Annotated in this window: 26 protein-coding genes; all 26 read right to left on the bottom strand. The window is 51.7% G+C overall.

The genetic code is table 11. The features are described 5' to 3' along the window. Positions 1–8: 8 nt before the first annotated feature. A complete protein-coding gene (rpsE, locus tag FE784_RS32075; protein ID WP_138883727.1) occupies positions 9–506 on the bottom strand; it encodes a 30S ribosomal protein S5 in 498 nt (165 codons plus the stop codon). Positions 507–535: 29 nt separating this feature from the next. Then, the gene (gene rplR / locus FE784_RS32070; protein ID WP_139606341.1) at positions 536–904 is read right to left on the bottom strand and encodes a 50S ribosomal protein L18; all 369 of its coding nucleotides are present in this window, start codon (positions 902–904) and stop codon (positions 536–538) included. A gap of 95 nt (positions 905–999) precedes the next feature. Further along, entirely contained in the window at positions 1,000–1,542 is a 543-nt protein-coding gene (gene rplF, locus FE784_RS32065) for a 50S ribosomal protein L6 (RefSeq protein WP_139606340.1), read from the bottom strand. A 30-nt stretch (positions 1,543–1,572) separates the two neighbouring features. Then, entirely contained in the window at positions 1,573–1,971 is a 399-nt protein-coding gene (gene rpsH / locus FE784_RS32060; RefSeq protein ID WP_139606339.1) for a 30S ribosomal protein S8, read from the bottom strand. 33 nt (positions 1,972–2,004) lie between these two features. Continuing rightward, positions 2,005–2,190 carry a type Z 30S ribosomal protein S14 gene (locus FE784_RS32055; protein ID WP_138883731.1) on the bottom strand — a complete coding sequence of 62 codons (186 nt, stop codon included), beginning with the start codon at positions 2,188–2,190 and terminating at the stop codon, positions 2,005–2,007. Between the two features lie 34 nt (positions 2,191–2,224). Beyond that, entirely contained in the window at positions 2,225–2,767 is a 543-nt protein-coding gene (rplE, locus tag FE784_RS32050; RefSeq protein WP_139606338.1) for a 50S ribosomal protein L5, read from the bottom strand. A gap of 32 nt (positions 2,768–2,799) precedes the next feature. Further along, a complete protein-coding gene (gene rplX, locus FE784_RS32045) occupies positions 2,800–3,153 on the bottom strand; it encodes a 50S ribosomal protein L24 (protein ID WP_139606337.1) in 354 nt (117 codons plus the stop codon). A 106-nt stretch (positions 3,154–3,259) separates the two neighbouring features. Further along, on the bottom strand, positions 3,260–3,628 hold the full coding sequence (gene rplN, locus FE784_RS32040) for a 50S ribosomal protein L14 (protein WP_139606336.1): 369 nt from the start codon (positions 3,626–3,628) through the stop codon (positions 3,260–3,262). Between the two features lie 39 nt (positions 3,629–3,667). Continuing rightward, a complete protein-coding gene (rpsQ, locus tag FE784_RS32035) occupies positions 3,668–3,931 on the bottom strand; it encodes a 30S ribosomal protein S17 (protein ID WP_139606335.1) in 264 nt (87 codons plus the stop codon). A 24-nt stretch (positions 3,932–3,955) separates the two neighbouring features. Further along, positions 3,956–4,153, bottom strand: a complete 198-nt coding sequence (gene rpmC / locus FE784_RS32030) for a 50S ribosomal protein L29 (protein WP_139606334.1) — start codon at positions 4,151–4,153, stop codon at positions 3,956–3,958. After that, on the bottom strand, positions 4,140–4,577 hold the full coding sequence (gene rplP, locus FE784_RS32025) for a 50S ribosomal protein L16 (RefSeq protein WP_139606333.1): 438 nt from the start codon (positions 4,575–4,577) through the stop codon (positions 4,140–4,142). Before rplP ends, rpmC begins: the two co-directional genes overlap by 14 nt. Positions 4,578–4,579: 2 nt before the next feature. Further along, positions 4,580–5,242 carry a 30S ribosomal protein S3 gene (rpsC, locus tag FE784_RS32020; protein WP_138883735.1) on the bottom strand — a complete coding sequence of 221 codons (663 nt, stop codon included), beginning with the start codon at positions 5,240–5,242 and terminating at the stop codon, positions 4,580–4,582. Positions 5,243–5,255: 13 nt separating this feature from the next. Further along, positions 5,256–5,588, bottom strand: coding sequence for a 50S ribosomal protein L22 (gene rplV, locus FE784_RS32015; protein WP_139606332.1), 333 nt, complete (start codon positions 5,586–5,588; stop codon positions 5,256–5,258). Between the two features lie 36 nt (positions 5,589–5,624). Next, the gene (gene rpsS, locus FE784_RS32010; RefSeq protein WP_139606331.1) at positions 5,625–5,897 is read right to left on the bottom strand and encodes a 30S ribosomal protein S19; all 273 of its coding nucleotides are present in this window, start codon (positions 5,895–5,897) and stop codon (positions 5,625–5,627) included. Between the two features lie 40 nt (positions 5,898–5,937). Further along, positions 5,938–6,768 carry a 50S ribosomal protein L2 gene (gene rplB / locus FE784_RS32005; RefSeq protein ID WP_139606330.1) on the bottom strand — a complete coding sequence of 277 codons (831 nt, stop codon included), beginning with the start codon at positions 6,766–6,768 and terminating at the stop codon, positions 5,938–5,940. Positions 6,769–6,794: 26 nt separating this feature from the next. Continuing rightward, positions 6,795–7,085, bottom strand: coding sequence for a 50S ribosomal protein L23 (gene rplW / locus FE784_RS32000; RefSeq protein ID WP_139606329.1), 291 nt, complete (start codon positions 7,083–7,085; stop codon positions 6,795–6,797). Then, positions 7,085–7,708: a 50S ribosomal protein L4 gene (rplD, locus tag FE784_RS31995; RefSeq protein ID WP_139606328.1), complete on the bottom strand. Its 624-nt coding sequence runs from the start codon at positions 7,706–7,708 to the stop codon at positions 7,085–7,087. The genes rplW and rplD overlap by 1 nt, the downstream gene beginning before the upstream one ends. Before the next feature lie 24 nt (positions 7,709–7,732). Then, positions 7,733–8,359, bottom strand: coding sequence for a 50S ribosomal protein L3 (rplC, locus tag FE784_RS31990; RefSeq protein WP_139606327.1), 627 nt, complete (start codon positions 8,357–8,359; stop codon positions 7,733–7,735). Between the two features lie 106 nt (positions 8,360–8,465). Next, a complete protein-coding gene (gene rpsJ, locus FE784_RS31985; protein WP_006212922.1) occupies positions 8,466–8,774 on the bottom strand; it encodes a 30S ribosomal protein S10 in 309 nt (102 codons plus the stop codon). Between the two features lie 465 nt (positions 8,775–9,239). Further along, positions 9,240–10,430, bottom strand: coding sequence for an elongation factor Tu (gene tuf, locus FE784_RS31980; RefSeq protein ID WP_139606326.1), 1,191 nt, complete (start codon positions 10,428–10,430; stop codon positions 9,240–9,242). 32 nt (positions 10,431–10,462) lie between these two features. Further along, the gene (gene fusA, locus FE784_RS31975; protein ID WP_139606325.1) at positions 10,463–12,535 is read right to left on the bottom strand and encodes an elongation factor G; all 2,073 of its coding nucleotides are present in this window, start codon (positions 12,533–12,535) and stop codon (positions 10,463–10,465) included. A 76-nt stretch (positions 12,536–12,611) separates the two neighbouring features. Further along, the gene (rpsG, locus tag FE784_RS31970; RefSeq protein WP_139606324.1) at positions 12,612–13,082 is read right to left on the bottom strand and encodes a 30S ribosomal protein S7; all 471 of its coding nucleotides are present in this window, start codon (positions 13,080–13,082) and stop codon (positions 12,612–12,614) included. 69 nt (positions 13,083–13,151) lie between these two features. Then, on the bottom strand, positions 13,152–13,571 hold the full coding sequence (rpsL, locus tag FE784_RS31965) for a 30S ribosomal protein S12 (RefSeq protein WP_139606323.1): 420 nt from the start codon (positions 13,569–13,571) through the stop codon (positions 13,152–13,154). Positions 13,572–13,759: 188 nt separating this feature from the next. Further along, complete coding sequence (locus tag FE784_RS31960; protein ID WP_139606322.1) at positions 13,760–14,011, bottom strand: 50S ribosomal protein L7ae-like protein; 252 nt, start codon at positions 14,009–14,011, stop codon at positions 13,760–13,762. 96 nt (positions 14,012–14,107) lie between these two features. After that, positions 14,108–17,728, bottom strand: coding sequence for a DNA-directed RNA polymerase subunit beta' (rpoC, locus tag FE784_RS31955; RefSeq protein WP_139606321.1), 3,621 nt, complete (start codon positions 17,726–17,728; stop codon positions 14,108–14,110). A 46-nt stretch (positions 17,729–17,774) separates the two neighbouring features. Further along, positions 17,775–21,311 carry a DNA-directed RNA polymerase subunit beta gene (rpoB, locus tag FE784_RS31950; RefSeq protein ID WP_139606320.1) on the bottom strand — a complete coding sequence of 1,179 codons (3,537 nt, stop codon included), beginning with the start codon at positions 21,309–21,311 and terminating at the stop codon, positions 17,775–17,777. Between the last annotated feature and the right edge of the window lie 411 nt (positions 21,312–21,722).

Raw genomic sequence — 21,722 nt, 5'->3', positions numbered from 1 at the left:
ATCCCTCCTTAACCGAGAAGCTCTTCAACCGTTTTACCGCGAAGCTTAGCTACATCTTCAGCCCGCTTCAAACGTTGCAAACCTTCCAATGTCGCATTAACCATGTTGATGGAGTTGGAAGATCCGAGCGATTTCGTCAAAATGTCGCCGATGCCGGCCAGTTCCAAAACGGCGCGAACCGGACCACCAGCAATTACTCCCGTACCTTTCGATGCAGGCTTCAACAGTACGCGGCCGGCACCGAAATGACCGATGACCTGATGCGGAATCGTAGTGCCTACGATCGGAACGTGAATCAGGTTTTTCTTAGCGTCTTCGATACCTTTGCGGATCGCATCCGGTACTTCTCCCGCTTTGCCGATTCCGGCGCCTACCCAACCGTTGCCGTCGCCGACGACGACAAGTGCGCTAAAGCTGAAACGGCGTCCGCCTTTAACAACCTTCGCTACGCGGTTCAGGTTGACCAACTTTTCTTTAAGGTCCAATGTATTGGGATCTACACGCAAGTCGCTTACCTCCTTGTTAAAGATTTCGTTTAGAACTCGAGTCCTGCTTCGCGGGCTGCATCCGCCAGCGCTTGAACGCGTCCGTGGTACAAGTATCCGCCGCGGTCGAAGACCACTTGATTGATGCCTTTTTCTTTTGCACGCTGTGCGACGAGTGCGCCGACTTTTTGAGCTGCTTCGGTGTTGCCGCCGTTCTCGAACTGGCCTTTCAATTCCTTATCTTGCGTCGATGCGGCTGCGATCGTTACGCCATTCACATCGTCGATGAGTTGAGCGTACATATGCTTGGAGGAACGGAAAATATTCAAACGCGGACGAGCCTGCGTGCCTTCGATCTTCTTGCGTACGCGCAGATGTCTTTTCTGACGGGCTTTGTTTTTATCGCCTTTTGTAATCATCGGGTGTTCACTCCTTCCCTTATGCCAAGAAGCGCTCTGCGGCTTCTTAGTCGTTTAAGCGACCCTTATCGGATCATGCGGCCGTAAGGCGAACCTTACTTTTTCTTGCCCGCTTTGCCTTCCTTGCGGAGAATGCGCTCGCCTTCGTACTTGATTCCTTTGCCTTTATAAGGCTCCGGCTCGCGTACGGAACGGACTTTCGCAGCCGTTGCTCCGACAAGCTCTTTATCGATGCCCTTCACGATAATTTTCGTGTTGGACGGAACATCGAATTCGATTCCGTTTTCCGGTACGATTTCAACCGGGTGAGAGTACCCGACGTTCAATACCAGCTTGTTGCCCGCCTTGTTGGCGCGGTAACCGACACCTACGAGATCCAAAGATTTCGAGAAGCCTTCCGTTACGCCGCTAACCATGTTGTTGATCACGCTGCGGGTCGTACCGTGAAGGGAGCGGTGCAGTTTATTGTCGGAAGGACGTTCTACGTTAATAGCGGTACCTTCCACAACGATTTTCATATCTTTATGCAGCTCGCGGCTCAGCGTCCCTTTCGGACCTTTAACCGTAATGAGCGTATTATCTAACGAAACATTTACCCCTGACGGGATCGTAATGGGTTTACGACCAATACGAGACATTGTTGCACCTCCATTCTTACGCGATGTGGATTACCATACGTAGCAAATCACTTCGCCGCCGGATTTCGACTGGCGGGCGTCTTTGTCGCTCATAACGCCTTTGGAAGTGGACAGGATGGCGAGTCCGAGACCGCCGAGAACCTTCGGCACTTCCTGGCTTTTCGCGTAAACGCGCAGGCCCGGTTTGCTGATGCGTTTCAGGCCGGTGATAACGCGTTCTTGATTTGGGCCGTATTTCAGGAACATACGGATAATCCCTTGCTTGCTGTCTTCGATATATTCAGCGTCGCGGATAAAGCCCTCTTTCTTCAAAATCTCAGCAATTTCTCTTTTGATTTTCGAAGCGGGAACTTCCACCGTTTCATGACGCACGATGTTGGCATTGCGGATGCGTGTAAGCATATCTGCAATTGGATCTGACATAACCATTAGTTGCGAACCTCCTTCCGAAAGACGGTTTGATTACCAGCTTGCTTTTTTCACGCCAGGAATTTGACCTTTATAAGCCAATTCACGGAAACAGATACGGCAAATTTTGAACTTGCGCAGTACGGAATGCGGCCGACCGCAGCGCTCGCAGCGCGTATAGGCTTGAACCGCAAATTTCGGTTTGCGCTGCTGCTTGATGATCATCGAAGTTTTTGCCACTGTTACACCTCCGAACTCTACCAGATTTCCGATCTTATTTCACGAACGGCATTCCGAGTTGTTCCAACAGCTCACGGGACTCTTCGTCCGTCTTGGCGGTTGTGACGATAACGATGTCCATACCGCGAACTTTATCTACTTTGTCATACTCGATCTCAGGGAAGATCAGTTGTTCCTTGATACCGAGCGTATAGTTGCCGCGTCCGTCGAAAGCTTTGTTCGAAACGCCGCGGAAGTCGCGCACGCGAGGCATCGCGATGTTGAACAGCTTGTCGAGGAAATAATACATCCGGTCGCCGCGCAGCGTAACTTTAACGCCGATCGGCATATTTTCGCGAACTTTGAAGCCTGCGATCGATTTTTTGGCGCGAGTTACTACCGGTTTTTGACCGGCGATAATTTGCATATCGTTCACAGCCGTATCGATGATTTTGGAGTTCCCCACCGCGTCGCCTACACCCATGTTGATGACGACTTTCTCGACTTTCGGAACTTGCATAACCGTCGTATAGTTAAACTTCTGCATCAGCGCAGGAGTCACTTCGTTCAAGAAACGATCTTTCATTCTGGTTGCCATTAAGGATGGACCTCCTTTCTAAGCCGAATAAATTAGTCGATCACTTCGCCCGATTTTTTCGCTACGCGCACTTTATCGCCGTTATCCAGCACTTTGTAACCTACGCGAGTCGGTTGTCCGCTTTTCGGGTCGAGCAGCATCACGTTGGACACGTGAATCGGCGCTTCCTGATTGAGAATTCCGCCTTGCGGGTTTTGCTGGTTCGGCTTTTGGTGCTTCTTCACCATGTTCACACCTTCGATGAGAACGCGGTTTTCACGCGGATATGCGGCGATGACGCGACCTTTTTTGCCTTTATCTTTGCCGGTAATGACGATTACCGTGTCGTCTTTTTTTACATGAAGCTTGTGGTTGTGGGACTCAAGCAGTTTTTTCGCTTTCGGCATCTTCGTTACACCTCCAATACTCGCCCCCGGAAGGGAGTGCAGCTCCGCACTTTAGTCCAGGCACTGTTCGGGAGCACATGTCCATACAGTTTCGCTGGCCTGAAGCTTATATAACTTCCGGTGCCAGAGATACGATTTTCATAAAATCTTTATCGCGCAGCTCGCGTGCGACTGGACCAAAAATACGGGTTCCGCGCGGGCTCTTGTCGTCTTTTACAATTACCGCAGCATTTTCGTCGAACCGGATATAGGAACCGTCCTTACGACGGGTAGAGCGCTTCGTACGCACGATAACCGCTTTGACTACGTCGCCTTTCTTGACAACGCCGCCTGGTGTTGCTTCTTTCACAGAGCAAATGATCAAATCACCAATGTGACCTACGCGACGGCCTGTGCCGCCAAGAACACGGATACACATCAGTTGCTTGGCGCCGGAATTGTCGGCGGAAGTCAGTCGTGTAAATGGTTGGATCATCGGATTGCCCTCCTTTCAAATGTGTGTGTGTCGTCCGAATTATACAAGAATCGCTTTTTCGACGATTTCCACGAGTCTGAACCGTTTGTCTTTCGACAGCGGGCGAGTCTCCATGATTTTGACCGTATCGCCGATTTTGGCTTCATTGTTTTCGTCGTGCGCCTTGAACTTCTTCGTATATTTAATACGTTTATGGTACAAGCTGTGCTTCTTGTAAGTTTCAACGGCGACAACGATCGTTTTGTCCATTTTGTCGCTTACGACTTTACCGATCTGCACTTTGCGTTCGTTGCGTTGCTCCATCGATTGCCCTCCTCTCTAAGGTTCTTAGCTAATCCCGAGTTCTCTTTCCCGTATCACGGTCTTCGCGCGGGCAATCTCCTTGCGAAGCTCACGAAGTCGAATCGGATTGTCCAGTTGGCCCGTTGCCAATTGAAAACGGAGGTTGAACAACTCTTCCTTGAATCCGGAAATCTTTTGCTCGATTTCAGCAGTGGTCAGGTTGCGAAATTCACTGGCTTTCATTTGCTTCACCACCCACTTCTTCTCGTTTCACAAATTTCGTCTTGATCGGGAGCTTATGGGAAGCTAGGCGCATCGCTTCGCGCGCGATTTCTTCGCTCACCCCAGCCAGTTCAAACAAAATCTTGCCCGGCTTAACAACAGCCACCCATTTCTCGACGTTACCTTTACCGCTACCCATCCGTACCTCAAGCGGCTTTTGCGTGATCGGCTTGGAAGGGAAAATTTTAATCCATACTTTACCGCCCCGCTTGATATAACGGGTCATGGCGATACGTGCAGCTTCGATTTGACGGTTGGTTACCCAAGCCGGCTCAAGGGCCTGCAATCCGTATTCGCCGAACGCGATGTCCGTACCGCCTTTGGCGCGGCCTTTCATTTTACCGCGTTGCTCTTTGCGGTGTTTGACGCGTTTTGGCAACAACATGATTAGTTTCCTCCTTCCTGAACGTCCTTTTTCTTCGCTGTCGGAAGAACTTCGCCGCGATAGATCCAGACTTTAACGCCGATCCGTCCGTAAGTCGTATGTGCTTCCGCCGTACCGTAGTCAATATCGGCACGCAATGTATGCAGAGGAACCGTACCTTCGCTGTAGCCTTCGCTCCGCGCGATTTCCGCGCCGCCGAGACGACCGCTTACTCCGGTTTTGATTCCTTTCGCTCCTGCTCTCATCGTACGTTGGATCGCTTGCTTCATCGCGCGACGGAACGAAATGCGGCGTTCCAGCTGTTGGGCGATGCTTTCGGCGACCAAAATCGCGTCGAGCTCGGGATTTTTGATTTCCGCAATATTGATGTGGACTTTTTTGCCCGACATTTTGGAGATGTGATTGCGGATCACTTCGACTTCCGCTCCGCCTTTACCGATTACCATACCAGGCTTGGCCGTATGAATCGTGACGTTGACGCGGTTTGCAGCACGCTCGATATCGATATGGGAAACAGCCGAATCTTTCAGCTTGTTTTTCAGATATTCACGGATTTTGACGTCTTCCATCAGCAATGTACCGAATTCTTTATCGGCATACCACTTGGATTCCCAATCACGGATGACACCAATTCTGAGGCCTACTGGGCTTACCTTTTGACCCACACTTTATCCCTCCTTATTTTTCAGATACCACCAAAGTAATGTGGCTGGTCCGTTTCAAAATTTTGAACGCCCGACCTTGCGAACGCGGACGAATCCGTTTCAACGTCGGACCTTGATTGACGTAAGCTTCCTCGACGACCAGTTTGTTCGGGTCGAGCGAGAAGTTATGCTCGGCGTTCGCGATAGCCGAATTCAGCAATTTTTCCACGACCGGAGAAGCGGAACGCGGGGTGTTGCGCAGAATAGCAATTGCATCGCCTACTTGCTTGCCCCGGATCAAGTCGATAATAAGTCGCACTTTACGAGGAGCGATGCGAATGTGATTCGCATGTGCCTTTGCTTGCATGGAAGTACCTCCTCTCAAACATAAGCTGTATCTTTATTACCGTTTGCCGGTTTTCTTGTCGTCGTCGTGCCCTTTATACGTACGAGTCGGTGCGAATTCGCCCAACTTGTGTCCAACCATGTCTTCCGTTACATAGACCGGTACATGCTTTCTGCCATCGTATACGGCGAACGTATGCCCGACGAATTGCGGGAAAATGGTCGACCGACGAGACCAAGTTTTGATCACGGTTTTTTTCTGACCGATAGCCTCGACTTTTTTCATCAAGTGGTCATCCACGAAAGGTCCTTTTTTCAAACTGCGGCCCATTTACGAAATCCTCCTTTCATCCAACCGAAGCCAACCGTCCTTACTTCGTGCGGCGACGGATGATGTATTTGTTGGATGCTTTTTTCTTCTTGCGCGTTTTGTATCCGAGCGTAGGCTTGCCCCAAGGAGACATTGGCGATTTGCGTCCGATCGGAGCGCGGCCTTCGCCACCACCGTGCGGGTGATCGACAGGGTTCATGACAACCCCGCGGACTGTCGGGCGTTTGCCCAGCCAACGGTTACGTCCGGCTTTACCGATATTGAGCAGCTCGTGGTCTTCGTTGCCCACTGTACCGATCGTAGCGCGGCATGCTTTCAAAATGCGGCGCATTTCGCCCGAAGACAAACGGATCGAAACATATTCGCCTTCTTTACCGAGCAATTGAGCTCCCGTACCTGCAGCGCGTGCCAATTGGCCGCCTTTGCCTGGTTTCAGCTCGATGTTATGGATAACGGAACCGACCGGAATGTTCTCGAGCGGAAGCGCGTTTCCGATTTTGATGTCCGCATTGGGACCGGAAAAAATCGTGTCGCCAACTTTCAAGCCTTTAGGAGCGATAATGTAACGTTTTTCTCCGTCAGCATAGTTGATCAGCGCGATATTGGCCGTACGGTTCGGATCGTATTCGATCGTGGCAACGCGGCCTGGTATTCCGTCTTTGATACGTTTGAAATCGATAATGCGGTATTTGCGTTTATGTCCGCCGCCTTGATGACGAACCGTAATCTTACCTTGGTTGTTACGGCCAGCCTTGACCATAAGAGGAGCAAGCAAAGACTTCTCCGGCTTGGACGCCGTAATCTCTTCGAAAGTAGAAACCGTCATTTGCCGTTTGGACGGCGAAGTCGGTTTAAACGATTTGATAGGCACGTTGTTTCCCTCCTTGCCACATAAAATTAGACCGTCTCAAAAAATTCCAACGGCTTGCTGTCTTTATCCAAAGTAACGATCGCTTTTTTCCATTCGGACGTATATCCGGAATAGCGGCCGTAACGTTTCGGTTTAGCCGGAACGATCATCGTGTTTACTTTCTCGACTTTCGTTTTGAAAATATCCTGGATCGCCAACTTGATTTCCGTCTTGTTCGCACGTCTGTCAACTTCGAAAACGTACGTGTTGTTGCTCATCAAGTCGCTGGATTTCTCAGAAATAATCGGGCGCTTGATAATATCGCGTGGGTTCTTCATTACGCAAGCACCTCCTCTACTTTCTGAACTGCATCCTTCGTGATGATCAATTTGTCGTGTGCGAGCACGTCAAGCACGCTGATTCCTTCGGCGGAAACGAACTTTACCCCCGGGATGTTGCGCGTGGACAATGCCACATTGTCATCGTAGCTTCCGGTAACAACCAAAGCTTTGCGTTCCACTTTCAGATTGCCCAAGATCGCCGCAAATTCTTTTGTTTTCGGTTGAGCCAAAGACAATTGATCCAAAACAATGATGTCGCTGTCGATCACTTTCGAGGAAAGCGCGGATTTGATAGCAAGACGACGCACTTTCTTCGGAAGTTTGAAGCCGTAGCTGCGAGGAGTCGGTCCGAAAACGACGCCGCCGCCTTTCCATTGCGGAGAACGGATGCTGCCTTGACGAGCGCGGCCTGTTCCTTTTTGCTTCCAAGGTTTGCGACCGCCGCCGCGAACTTCCGAACGACCCTTCGTTTTGTGCGTACCAAGACGCAGGGAAGCTTGTTGCAATACGACTGCGGAATGAACGACGTGTACGTTCGGCTCGATACCGAAAACGGCATCGGCGAGTTCGACTTCGCCCACTTGCGCTCCGCTCACGTTATACAGTGCTACTTTTGGCATGTGTGTTCCTCCTTTCTCGCTACCTTATTGCTTTACGGTCGATTTCACGCTGACGTAGCTGTTGTTCGGTCCCGGAATGGAGCCTTTCACCAGAATCACGTTGCGCTCTACATCGACTTTAACAACTTGCAATTTTTGAATCGTAATCGTTTCGTGACCAAGACGACCGGCATTTTTCTTGCCCTTCGGCACTTTGTTACTCGTACGCGCAATGGCTTGAGATCCGGCGCCGCGGTGATATTTCGAGCCGTGAGACATCGGTCCGCGGGAGTAGCCCCAACGTTTGATCGCACCGGCTGTTCCTTTACCTTTGGAAGTACCCGTCACGTCAACATATTCGCCTTCGGCGAAGAGATCTGCTTTAAGCTCCTGGCCAACTTCATACTCGCCAAGGCTCGCTCCGCGAATCTCCTTGATGTAGCGCTTAGGTGCGGCATTGGCTTTTTTCGCATGGCCAATCGCAGGTTTAGTTGCGTTCTTTTCTTTCTTGTCGTCGAAGCCGATTTGAATCGCTTCGTATCCGTCGTTGTCCTGGTCTTTCTTTTGAAGAACGACGCAAGGTCCTGCTTGGATTACCGTTACAGGAACGACCGTACCGTCAGCGGCAAACACCTGAGTCATACCCAGTTTTTTCCCTAAGATACCTTTCATGTTGACACCTCTTTTCGTCATACGTTTGCTTTGTTCAATTGCGTACATGCAACAAATGTTTCCGCTATCTCGCGGTTAAGCACCTTTGCTTTGCTTCAAACAGATGTTACAGTTTGATTTCGATATCTACACCAGACGGCAGATCCAAGCGCATCAAAGCGTCGACCGTTTGCGGAGTCGGATTCACGATGTCGATCAGACGCTTATGCGTGCGCATTTCGAACTGCTCTCTGGAATCCTTGTACTTGTGCACCGCGCGCAAAATCGTAATGATTTGCTTTTCAGTCGGCAGCGGAATCGGACCGGACACTCCTGCACCGGAACGTTTCGCCGTTTCGACGATTTTCTCTGCGGATTGATCGAGTACTCTGTGATCGTACGCCTTTAAGCGGATACGAATCTTTTGCTTTGCCATATTGTTCCCTCCTTCTATCGCCCAATTTGATTATCGGACATACTCCGCGAAAATCTCCTGACATCCCGCCATGGCAAAGGGGCCGGGTGTGTCAGCAACCTCTCGCATCATCGCAACGTCACAGACCAACGCTCACTATTATATAAAAAATCGGGACGGAAAGCAAGAAATTTTCACAGGAATTTTCAAAAAGGAGAATCGGGCGTTGAAGCGTATCAAGACGGGATGAATAAATAAGCTCCAGCCTCTCGTTGAACTCGCATCCCTTGATTGAACGATGGTTGCGATGCGAGTTCAAAGGAGGCTCATCGCAAAGCGCCTCTCCGCTCTATTTATCTCATCCCTCCGCGGTTCATCCCTTCGATTCTCGTTATTTTTGTCGCTTTCCATCCCTTGAGGGAAGGGAAAAGAAAGTCCCCGACGTTTCCGTCGAGGACTGTTTCTTCTATTATATAGAAGCGAAGCTTACTTCGCGATTGTTGCAACCGCGCCTGCGCCTACCGTACGGCCGCCTTCGCGAATTGCGAAGCGAGTACCTTCTTCGATAGCGATCGGGTTGATCAGTTCAACCGTTACGGTGATGTTGTCGCCTGGCATAACCATTTCCGTGCCTTCCGGCAGGTTGATGATACCGGTAACGTCAGTAGTCCGGAAGTAGAACTGCGGACGGTAGCCTGTGAAGAAAGGCTTATGACGGCCGCCCTCTTCTTTAGTCAGGACGTAGATTTGAGCCGAAAAGTTCGTGTGCGGCTTAACCGAACCCGGTTTTGCCAGAACTTGTCCGCGCTCGATATCTTTACGCTCAACGCCACGGAGCAAAGCACCGATGTTGTCGCCCGCTTGAGCAGAGTCAAGCAGCTTGCGGAACATTTCTACGCCAGTAACGACGCATTTCCGTGTGTCTTCAGCAATACCGACGATTTCGATCTCGTCGCCAACTTTTACTACACCGCGTTCTACGCGACCAGTTGCAACGGTACCGCGGCCAGTGATCGTGAACACGTCCTCGACAGGCATCAAGAAAGGCTTGTCGGTATCGCGCTCAGGCGTAGGGATGTAAGTGTCGACTTGCTCGAACAGCTCAATGATTTTGTTAGCCCATTCGCCGTCCGGATTTTGCAATGCTTCACGAGCGGAACCACGGATGATCGGCGTGTCGTCGCCCGGGAATTCATACTCGTTCAGCAGGTCGCGAACTTCCATCTCAACGAGCTCGAGCAATTCTTCGTCTTCAACCATGTCGCATTTGTTCAGGAATACGACAATGTAAGGAACGCCTACTTGGCGGGAGAGCAGGATGTGCTCGCGAGTTTGCGGCATAGGGCCGTCAGCTGCGGATACAACCAGAATCGCGCCGTCCATTTGAGCTGCGCCGGTGATCATGTTTTTAACATAGTCGGCGTGTCCTGGGCAGTCAACGTGTGCATAGTGACGGTTCGGAGTTTCGTACTCAACGTGTGCCGTCGAGATCGTGATACCGCGCTCGCGCTCTTCCGGAGCTTTGTCGATTTGGTCGAACGCTACGGCGCTACCACCGTATCTTTTCGCCAAAACAGTTGTGATTGCAGCCGTCAGCGTTGTTTTACCATGGTCGACGTGACCGATCGTACCGATGTTAACGTGCGGCTTATTACGTTCAAATTTCGCTTTTCCCATGACTACAATTCCTCCTTAAATAGAGATTATGATTATGCGCCCTTGTTCTTTGCAATAATTTCTTCTGCAATACTCTTAGGCACTTCTTCATAATGGGATATTTCCATCGAATATACGCCGCGTCCTTGAGTACGCGAACGGAGTGTTGTGGAGTAGCCGAACATTTCGGCGAGCGGTACTTTGGAACGGATAACTTGAGCGCCAGCGCGGGAATCCATGCCTTCGATACGGCCGCGGCGGGAGTTCAAATCGCCCATTACGTCGCCCATGTACTCGTCGGGAACGGTAACTTCCACTTTCATAATCGGCTCAAGAATGGCCGGATTACATTTGTCTTTCGCTGCCTTAAGCGCCATGGAACCGGCGATTTTGAACGCCATTTCACTGGAGTCGACATCGTGGTAAGAGCCGTCAACGATACGGGCTTTCAAGTCCACGAGCGGATATCCGGCAAGAACGCCATTCTTCATCGATTCTTCAATACCGGCTTGAACGGCAGGAATATACTCTCTCGGCACTACGCCACCGACGATTTTGTTCTCGAATACGAAGCCTGTTCCCGGTTCGAGCGGTTCGAACTCGATCCATACGTGACCGTACTGACCGCGACCGCCGGATTGGCGAACAAACTTCCCTTCGACTTTCGCCGGGGAGCGGAATGTTTCGCGATAAGCTACTTGCGGCTTACCTACGTTCGTTTCCACTCTAAACTCGCGAAGCATGCGGTCAACGATAATTTCCAAGTGGAGCTCGCCCATACCTTGGATGATCGTCTGGCCGGTCTCTTCGTCCGTATAGTAACGGAAAGTCGGATCTTCTTCGGCCAATTTGGAGAGGGCTACGCCCATCTTGTCTTGGTCGGCTTTTGTCTTCGGTTCTACTGCGATGGAGATTACCGGATCCGGGAAGTTCATCGACTCCAGAATAACCGGATTTTTCTCATCGCACAACGTATCGCCGGTAATCGTATCTTTCAGACCTACGGCAGCCGCGATATCGCCCGAGTAAACCTCGCTAATTTCTTGACGGCTGTTGGCGTGCATCTGCAGAATACGTCCGATCCGTTCACGTTTGCCTTTGGTCGCATTCAATACGTACGAGCCGGATTGAAGAACGCCCGAGTAAACGCGGAAGAACGTCAGCTTACCTACATACGGGTCAGTCGCAATCTTGAACGCCAGCGCCGAGAACGGCTCTGTGTCACTGGATTTGCGAACGACTTCGGTGCCGTCTTCGAGCGTTCCGCGGATATCCGGTACGTCGATCGGCGCCGGCAAGTAGTCGACAACGGCGTCCAGCATAAGCTGAACTCCTTTGTTTTTATAGGACGATCCGCAAATGACCGGGAAGATTTTCACTTCGCATACGCCTTTGCGCAGAGCTGCTTTGATTTCTGGAATGGAGATTTCTTCTCCCTCCAGATACTTCATCGTCAGATCTTCGTCCAATTCAGCAACTTTCTCGACAAGCTCGGTCCGAAGCTCGGCAATTTTCGGAAGGAATTCTGCCGGGATCTCTTCTTTTTCGAATTTGCCTTGATCGTCTTTGAAGATGTAAGCAACTTGCTCGACCAGGTCGATGATGCCTTTGAAATCGGCCTCGGCCCCGATCGGAAGTTGAATAGCTACCGCATTGGCTTTCAGCCGATCGCGCATTTGGCCAATAACGCCGAGGAAATCGGCGCCGATGATATCCATCTTATTGACGTAGGCGATCCGCGGTACACCGTAGCGATCCGCTTGTCTCCAGACGGTCTCGGATTGGGGCTCAACGCCTTCTTTGGCACTGAATACGCCAACCGCGCCGTCAAGAACGCGCAGGGAACGTTCGACTTCAACCGTGAAGTCTACGTGTCCTGGCGTATCGATAATGTTGATCCGGTGTTCTTTCCACTGACAGGTCGTTGCTGCGGACGTAATCGTGATTCCGCGCTCCTGCTCCTGCTCCATCCAGTCCATCGTTGCTGCACCTTCGTGCACTTCGCCGATTTTGTGGGTACGGCCTGTGAAAAACAGAATCCGCTCGGTGGTGGTAGTCTTGCCGGCATCGATATGCGCCATAATCCCGATGTTGCGCGTCTTTGCTAAGGAGAACTCTCTTGGCATATGATCTTCTCCTTTCAAGATGTAGTTCACTTGGGTTTATGTAGAAAGACTTCCGTAAAGAAGCCTTTCTAGCAGATTACCAGCGATAGTGTGCAAAAGCTTTGTTCGCTTCCGCCATTTTGTGCGTATCTTCCCGTTTTTTCACGGAAGCTCCGGTGTTGTTGCTGGCGTCCAAAATTTCTGCCGCCAAACGCTCTTCCATCGTTTTCTCGCCGCGAAGGCGCGAATAATGGACCAACCAACGAAGACCGAGTGCCGTACGGCGCTCCGGTTTAACCTCCACCGGAACTTGATAGTTCGAACCGCCGACGCGGCGAGCTTTTACTTCAAGCACAGGCATGATGTTCTTGATCGCCGCCTCGAATACTTCCATCGGCTCTTTACCGGAACGATCTTTGATCAGGTTGAACGCGTTGTACAAAATCGTTTGTGCAACTCCGCGCTTTCCGTCGATCATGATACGGTTGATAAGTCGGGTAACGAGCTTGCTGCTGTAAATCGGATCCGGCAATACGTCTCTTTTCGGAACTGGACCTTTACGAGGCATAGTTATCCCCCTTTCTTGCGAGTTTCATCCATTTCATTCCGCTATAAAGCGGTCGATTGCTCTTCGTTCTTACTTCTTCACTTTAGGACGTTTCGTTCCGTATTTGGAACGGGCTTGTTTCCGGTTGTTGACGCCGGAAGTATCCAATGCGCCGCGAACGATATGGTAACGTACACCCGGAAGGTCTTTAACCCGGCCACCGCGGATCAATACGACGCTGTGCTCTTGCAGGTTATGTCCGATACCCGGAATGTAAGCCGTCACCTCAACGCGGTTAGTCAAGCGTACGCGAGCGTACTTCCGCAGTGCGGAGTTCGGTTTCTTCGGCGTCATCGTGCCTACGCGAGTGCAGACGCCGCGTTTTTGCGGAGCGCTCAAGTCGGTCGATTCGCGTTTCAGGGCGTTGAACCCTCTTTGAAGAGCGGGCGATTTCGACTTGGTGATTTTCGCCTTGCGGCCTTTGCGTACCAATTGGTTAATAGTTGGCATGTCGCCACCTCCTTCCCATTCTTGCTATTAGGCTGCCATGCTCCGATTCAAGTCCACAGATCCAGGTGGTTCGCGTTTAGGCAAACGAAATGTTTTTGCCGCCCGCCTTCCCGCATGATCGCGATTCGCAGGCGACAAAAACATGTTGTAAGCTCGAGGAATACCTGTTATTCCGCCGTGCTTCTTAATTATTCGTTCACTGCGGCTACCATCGCCGCACCGACTTCGATTCCGCACGCTTTGCCAAGCTGCTTCATCGAGTCGACATATGTTACTTGAACCCCCATTTTCTTGCACAGGTTCACGATCTTGGCTGTTATTCTCGGATCTGCATCTTTCGCGACAAAAACTTCCGAAGCTTTACCCAGCTCCACCATTCTTGTCGTTTGTTTCGTGCCTATCGAAATGTTCTCCGCCTGTTTTACTTTATCATAAGACATCGCGCTTATCCTCCAAAGTACAGGAGTGAAAACGGGGCTTCGGCACACACTTTGATAGTTTAGCATTTCGAAAATGCGGTGTCAAGAACGAAAGACTCAAGACTCGACGGCTACCGTTTCCAACTCTTGTTCGGAATCCGACTCTACCACGTTCGGATCGTTCACCCGGATGCTCCGATAACGGGCCATACCCGTACCGGCCGGAATGAGCTTGCCGATAATGACGTTTTCTTTCAGACCGAGCAGTTGGTCGACTTTTCCTTTGATTGCCGCATCGGTCAAGACGCGCGTCGTCTCCTGGAAGGATGCCGCAGACAAGAACGAGTCGGTCTCGAGAGATGCTTTCGTAATCCCGAGCAGCACCGGCTTGGCAACGGCAGGCTCTTCCCCGGAGAACAGCACCTGACGGTTCGCTTCCTCGTACTCGTGCATATCGACGAACGAGCCAGGCAGCAGAATGGTGCTGCCGCTGTCTATGATCCGTATTTTGCGAAGCATTTGGCGGATCATAATCTCGATATGCTTGTCGTTGATTTCAACGCCCTGGTTCCGGTATACGCGCTGCACTTCCTGCAGGATGTAGTTCTGCACCCCGCGAATGCCTTTAATGCGCAGCATTTCCTTCGGATCGATCGAACCGTCGGTCAATTCGTCGCCAGCTTCGACTTGATGGCCGATCGCGACGCGAATACGGGAACCGTAGGTGACCGAATACGTTTTGGACTCGGCTTCTCCTTCGATTTCGATCTCGCGACGGTCCTTGCCTTCACGAATATCTTTTACTTTGCCGTCAATCTCGGTAATCGTCGCTTGGCCCTTCGGATTGCGCGCCTCGAACAGCTCCTGAATACGCGGCAAACCTTGGGTAATATCGTCCCCTGCAACGCCCCCGGTATGGAACGTACGCATCGTAAGCTGGGTTCCCGGCTCACCGATGGATTGAGCGGCAATAATTCCGACCGCTTCGCCGATTTCAACATGCGTGCCCGTAGCCAAGTTGCGGCCGTAGCACTTTTTGCACACGCCATGACGAGTCCGGCAGCTGAGTACGGAACGAATTTGAATTTTTTGCACGCCCGCCGCAATGATCGCATCGGCCTTCGCAGACTCGATCAACTCGTTGCGGCTGACAATGATTTCACCGGTTTGCGGATGCCGTACCGTCTCGAACGAATAACGCCCTTCGATACGGTCGTACAGGTCCTCGATAACCTCTTTGCCGTCTTGGATTTTGCTGACGACAAAGCCTTTGTCCGTTCCGCAATCTTCATCGCGTACAATGACATCCTGGGCCACATCGACGAGACGGCGCGTCAAGTAACCGGAGTCTGCCGTACGGAGCGCCGTATCGGCCAAACCTTTCCGTGCGCCATGTGTCGAGATAAAGTATTCCAAGACGGTCAAGCCTTCGCGGAAATTCGATTTGATCGGCAATTCGTAGATCCGTCCGGACGGCGTAGCCATGAGACCCCGCATACCGCCGAGCTGGGTAATCTGCGATTTGTTACCCCGGGCTTTCGATTCCACCATCATCATGATCGAATTGAACTTGTCGAGCGACTTCATGAGCACTTCGGTTATGCGATCCTTCGTTTCACTCCAGATCGTAATAACGCGATCGTACCGTTCGTCATCGGTTATAAGACCGCGACGGTATTGCTGCATGACGATCTTGACCTTCTCTTCGGATTCCCCGAGGATGACTTCCTTCTCCTTCGGTACGATAACGTCGGAGACGGCTACGGTAATACCCGCGCGAGTCGAATACGTAAACCCGTTTTGCTTGATGTTATCCAAAATGATGGATGTTTCCATCGTATGGTACTTACGGAAGCATTCCCCGATAATCGTGCCGAGGTAGTCTTTGCCAACGGCTCCGCGTGAAGGTGCGTTTTTGATAAACTCCCGTACGTCTGCGCCCTTTTCGAATATGAAATATTCGTCAGAGATGCCATTGAACAAATTATTTTTCGTCGCTTCATTAATGTAAGGGAAGTCGGTCGGGAAAATTTCGTTGAATATGATTTTCCCCACTGTCGTAACGAGCAGCGCTTCTTGCTGCTTGGCCGTAAAGCTCGCCTTGTTCAACACTTTTGCAGGTATGGCGACACGGGCGTGCAAGGATGCCGCTCCGCGTTGGTAAGCCGAAACCGCCTCATGAACGTTGCGGAAAATCGTACCGGTTCCTTGGGCCTCTTGGTTATCCATAGTCAAGTAGAAGCTGCCCAATACCATGTCCTGCGAAGGCGTAACGACAGGCTTACCGTCTTTCGGATTCAAAATGTTGCCCGAGGCAAGCATCAGAATGCGTGCTTCCGCTTGCGCTTCAGCCGACAAAGGAACGTGAACAGCCATCTGGTCGCCGTCGAAATCCGCGTTATAAGCCGTACAGACGAGCGGATGCAGCTTGATCGCGCGGCCTTCCACGAGAATCGGCTCGAACGCCTGAATCCCGAGACGGTGAAGCGTAGGCGCACGGTTCAGCAAAACCGGATGCTCCTTGATCACTTCTTCGAGAACGTCCCAAACTTCCGGGCTGACTCGTTCTACTTTGCGTTTCGCACTCTTGATATTATGAGCGAGCCCTTTGTTAACGAGTTCTTTCATAACGAAAGGCTTGAACAGCTCGAGCGCCATTTCCTTCGGCAGCCCGCACTGATACATCTTCAAGCTTGGTCCTACGACGATAACGGAACGGCCAGAGTAGTCGACCCGTTTACCGAGCAGATTTTGACGGAAACGCCCTTGCTTGCCCTTAAGCATATGGCTGAGCGATTTAAGCGGACGGTTTCCCGGGCCCGTAACAGGGCGTCCGCGACGGCCGTTGTCGATCAAAGCGTCGACGGCTTCCTGCAGCATCCGTTTCTCATTCTGTACGATAATATCCGGAGCGCCGAGATCAAGCAGTCGCTTCAGCCGGTTGTTCCGGTTAATAACGCGGCGGTACAGGTCGTTCAAATCCGATGTCGCAAAACGGCCGCCGTCGAGCTGAACCATAGGCCGAAGCTCCGGAGGAATAACCGGAAGCACGTCAAGCACCATCCAGTCCGGCTCGTTGCCGGAATTGCGGAACGCCTCCATGACTTCCAGACGCTTGATCGCACGGTTGCGGCGCTGCCCTTGGGCCGTGCGCAGCTCTTCCTTGAGCTGGTCGACTTCCTTGTTGATGTCGATATCCTGAAGCAGCTTCTTCACCGCTTCGGCGCCCATTCCGGCTTGGAAGGCGTAGCCGTATTTCTCCCGATAGCTGCGGTATTCCTTCTCGGACAGCAGCTGCTTTTTCTCCAAAGGCGTATCGCCCGGATCGGTCACGACATAAGATGCGAAGTATATAATCTCTTCAAGGGAGCGAGGAGACATGTCGAGCGCCAGACCCATACGGCTTGGAATGCCCTTGAAGTACCAGATGTGCGATACGGGAGCGGCGAGCTCGATATGGCCCATGCGTTCGCGACGTACTTTCGCCCGCGTAACTTCGACGCCGCAGCGGTCGCAGACGACCCCTTTGTAACGGACGCGCTTATACTTCCCGCAGTGACATTCCCAGTCTTTCGTCGGTCCGAATATTTTCTCGCAGAACAAGCCTTCTTTTTCCGGCTTCAACGTCCGGTAGTTGATCGTTTCCGGCTTCTTGACTTCCCCCCGGGACCAAGAACGGATTTTATCGGGCGAAGCGAGACCTATCTTCATGTACTCGAAATTGTTTACGTCCAACAAGGAGCAACCCTCCTCCAGTGTATGCTGCCGAACCGATCACGCCGAATCATTCGATTCCCGCTTCGGAACCTTCCAAGTTGAGATTGAGCTTGTCGCCGGAGACGTCGTCTTCGTCGTCCAGTTCCTTCATCTCGATCTCTTCTTCGTTCTCCGACAAAATTTTGACGTCCATACCCAAGCTTTGCAGCTCTTTGATCAATACTTTGAACGATTCCGGAACGCCAGGCTCCGGCACGTTCTCGCCTTTGACGATCGACTCGTACGTTTTGACGCGTCCGACGACGTCATCGGATTTGACAGTCAAAATTTCTTGCAGCGTATAGGCAGCGCCGTATGCTTCAAGCGCCCAAACTTCCATTTCCCCGAAACGCTGTCCGCCGAACTGCGCCTTACCGCCGAGCGGCTGCTGCGTTACGAGAGAGTATGGACCGGTGGAACGGGCATGGATTTTATCGTCAACCATGTGCGCCAGCTTGATCATATACATGACGCCGACTGTAACTTCCCGCTCGAACGGTTCGCCCGTACGGCCGTCATACAATATCGTTTTGCCGTTGCGCTGCATGCCGGCCTCTTCCATCGTATCGAATACGTCGTACTCGCGCGCTCCATCGAATACCGGCGTAGCGGTATGGATACCGAGACGAAGCGACGCCATCCCGAGATGCACCTCGAGCACCTGGCCGATATTCATCCGCGATGGAACCCCCAGCGGGTTAAGCACGACTTGAACCGGCGTGCCGTCCGGAAGGAAGGGCATATCCTCTTCCGGCAAAATGCGCGCGATAACGCCCTTGTTGCCGTGGCGTCCGGCCATTTTATCGCCTTCGGATATTTTACGTTTTTGGGCAATATAAACACGAACGAGTTGATTGACCCCAGGCGGCAGTTCGTCGCCGTTCTCGCGGGTAAACACTTTGACATCGACAACGATGCCGTCGGTACCGTGAGGAACGCGAAGCGACGTATCCCGGACTTCGCGCGCCTTCTCCCCGAAGATCGCATGGAGGAGTCGCTCTTCCGCAGTCAGCTCGGTCACGCCCTTCGGCGTTACTTTGCCGACCAGAATATCACCGGCGCCGATTTCCGCACCGACGCGGATTATGCCGCGCTCGTCAAGATTGCGGAGCGCATCCTCGCCGACGTTTGGAATGTCGCGCGTAATTTCTTCAGGTCCAAGCTTCGTATCGCGGGCTTCGGACTCGTATTCTTCGATGTGAATCGAAGTATAGACATCTTCCTTGACCAGCTTCTGGCTGAGCAGAATGGCATCCTCGTAGTTGTAGCCTTCCCAGGTCATGAACGCTACGACGACGTTGCGGCCAAGCGCAAGCTCGCCCATTTCCGTTGACGGTCCGTCGGCCAAAATGTCGCCCGCCTTGATCACGTCGCCTTTATTCACGATCGGACGTTGGTTAATGCATGTTCCTTGGTTGGAACGAATAAATTTGTGGAGTCTATGCTTGATCAGGTCGCCCTCTACAAGGCGTCCGTCGACCATCGCCCGGCGGCGCACCCATACTTCGTTCGCCGACACGCGCTCCACGATACCGTCATGCTTGCTAACGATACATACCCCGGAATCCTTGGCGCTCTTATGCTCCATTCCCGTACCGACCAAAGGCGATTTGGGAATAAGAAGCGGAACGGCCTGCCGCTGCATGTTCGATCCCATTAGCGCGCGGTTGGAGTCGTCATTTTCCAAGAACGGTATAAGCGCCGTTGCCACGGATACGACCTGCTTCGGCGAAACGTCCATATAGTCGACGCGTTCTTTCGGCAGCGTCAAAATATCGTCCTTATAACGCACGATTACCGTATCGTTCGCGAACGTACCGTCTTCATTCAATTCGGCATTCGCCTGTCCGATTACATAATTGTCTTCTTCGTCGGCCGTCAGATAGCCGATCTGCTCCGTTACTTGACCCGTTTTCGGATCCACCCAGCGATACGGGGCTTCGATGAAGCCATATTCGTTGATGCGGGCGAACGATGACAAGGAGTTGATCAGACCGATGTTCGGACCTTCCGGCGTCTCGATCGGGCACATCCGGCCATAGTGGGAATGGTGGACGTCGCGGACTTCCATGCCGGCGCGTTCGCGTGTCAAACCGCCCGGGCCGAGTGCGGACAGACGGCGCTTATGCGTCAATTCGGCAAGCGGATTCGTCTGATCCATGAACTGGGACAGCTGGGAACTTCCGAAAAATTCCTTGATCGAGGCAATTACCGGACGGATGTTGATCAGCGCTTGCGGCGTGATGACATTGGCGTCCTGAATCGACATCCGTTCCCTTACGACGCGCTCCATCCGGGACAAGCCGATACGGAACTGATTTTGCAGCAATTCGCCGACAGAACGCAATCTCCGGTTGCCCAAGTGGTCGATATCGTCCGTACTGCCGATGCCGTGCAGCAGGTTGATGAAATAATTGATCGACGATATGATATCCGCCGGCGTAATATTTTTAATCGATTTATCGATGATCCCGTTGGAGATGACTTTGACGATCTTGCCCTCTTCCTGCGGGGAATAGACGTTAATAGCCTGCATCGGAATGCGGTCCGCGTCGAGAACTCCGCTGCTTACGCCGAATTCTACGAAACCGACGTCCTTTTCGAGATAAGGCAAAATTTGATCGAGCAGACGACGGTCCAGCATTTGACCGGCTTCCGCGATAATTTCGCCCGTCTCCGGGTTGGCCAGCGTTTCGGCCAGTCTCTGGTTGAACAGACGGTTTTTAATATGCAGCTTTTTATTGATTTTGTAACGGCCGACATTCGCCAGATCGTAGCGTTTCGGGTCAAAGAAACGGGCGATCAGCAAGCTCTTCGCGTTATCCAGCGTAGGAGGCTCGCCCGGACGGAGACGCTCGTAAATTTCGATGAGAGCTTTATCCGTCGTATCGGTGTTGTCTTTGTCCAGCGTATTGCGAATATACTCGTCGTCCCCGAGCAAATCGATGATCTCCGCATCGGTTCCGAAGCCGAGTGCGCGCAGCAGCACCGTAACCGGAATTTTGCGCGTCCGGTCGATCCGCACGTAGATAATGTCCTTCGCATCCGTCTCCAGCTCGAGCCAAGCGCCCCGATTCGGTATGACGGTAGCCGTGTAACTTTTCTTACCGTTTTTGTCGACTTTTGTGCTAAAATAAACACTGGGGGAACGAACGAGCTGACTGACGATAACCCGTTCGGCACCGTTAATAATAAAGGTACCGGTATCCGTCATGAGCGGGAAATCGCCCATGAACACTTCCTGCTCCTTCACTTCGCCGGTTTCTTTATTGATTAAACGCACCTTGACGCGCAGCGGAGCTGCGTACGTGACGTCACGTTCCTTTGAATCATCGACGGAATATTTGGGCTCGCCCAAGCTGTAATCGATGAATTCCAGTACCAAGTTACCCGTGAAATCCTGAATCGGCGAAATATCCTGAAACATTTCGCGCAAACCTTCGTCCAAAAACCACTGGTACGATTTTTGCTGGATTTCGATCAGGTTCGGGACTTCCAGCACTTCATTAATCCGTGCGTACGTTCTGCGATTGCGACGTCCGTATTGAACAGTATGACCCGCCAACTTTCCTTCACCCCTCACATCGACTCGAAAAATACTGCAAGCAAAAAAAGAAGAAAAGCCTCGTTGAAAGCCTTACGGCATTGCAGAGAGACCTTTTTTCCGCGGTATCGTGGCAGCCTTCCAATGTTCACATTTAAGTAGATTTTCCCAAAATGCAAACATTATACCTCACAAGCTAAAATTTATTCATGTCCACCAAAAAAAGACTTGACATTTTAGCGAAATAAAGACACAGCGCCCAGCTTAATACTGACATTTTATAATATTACCACAACGGGAAACGCGAGTCAAATACAACTTACTCGGGCGTATCCTCATCCCCAAAAAGTGAAGTTTGCCTTCGATGCTTAGTCCGAATACTTTTCGGGGAGCCCCCTGAAACAATCCCCAAAAAGTGAAGCAATTCTTCGA

It is taken from the genome of Paenibacillus hemerocallicola, assembly GCF_006265175.1.
GTDB classification, from domain to species: domain Bacteria; phylum Bacillota; class Bacilli; order Paenibacillales; family NBRC-103111; genus Paenibacillus_AB; species Paenibacillus_AB hemerocallicola.
The sequence above is the reverse complement of the archived record's forward strand: the minus strand, read 5'-3'. Positions and strand labels throughout refer to the sequence as shown.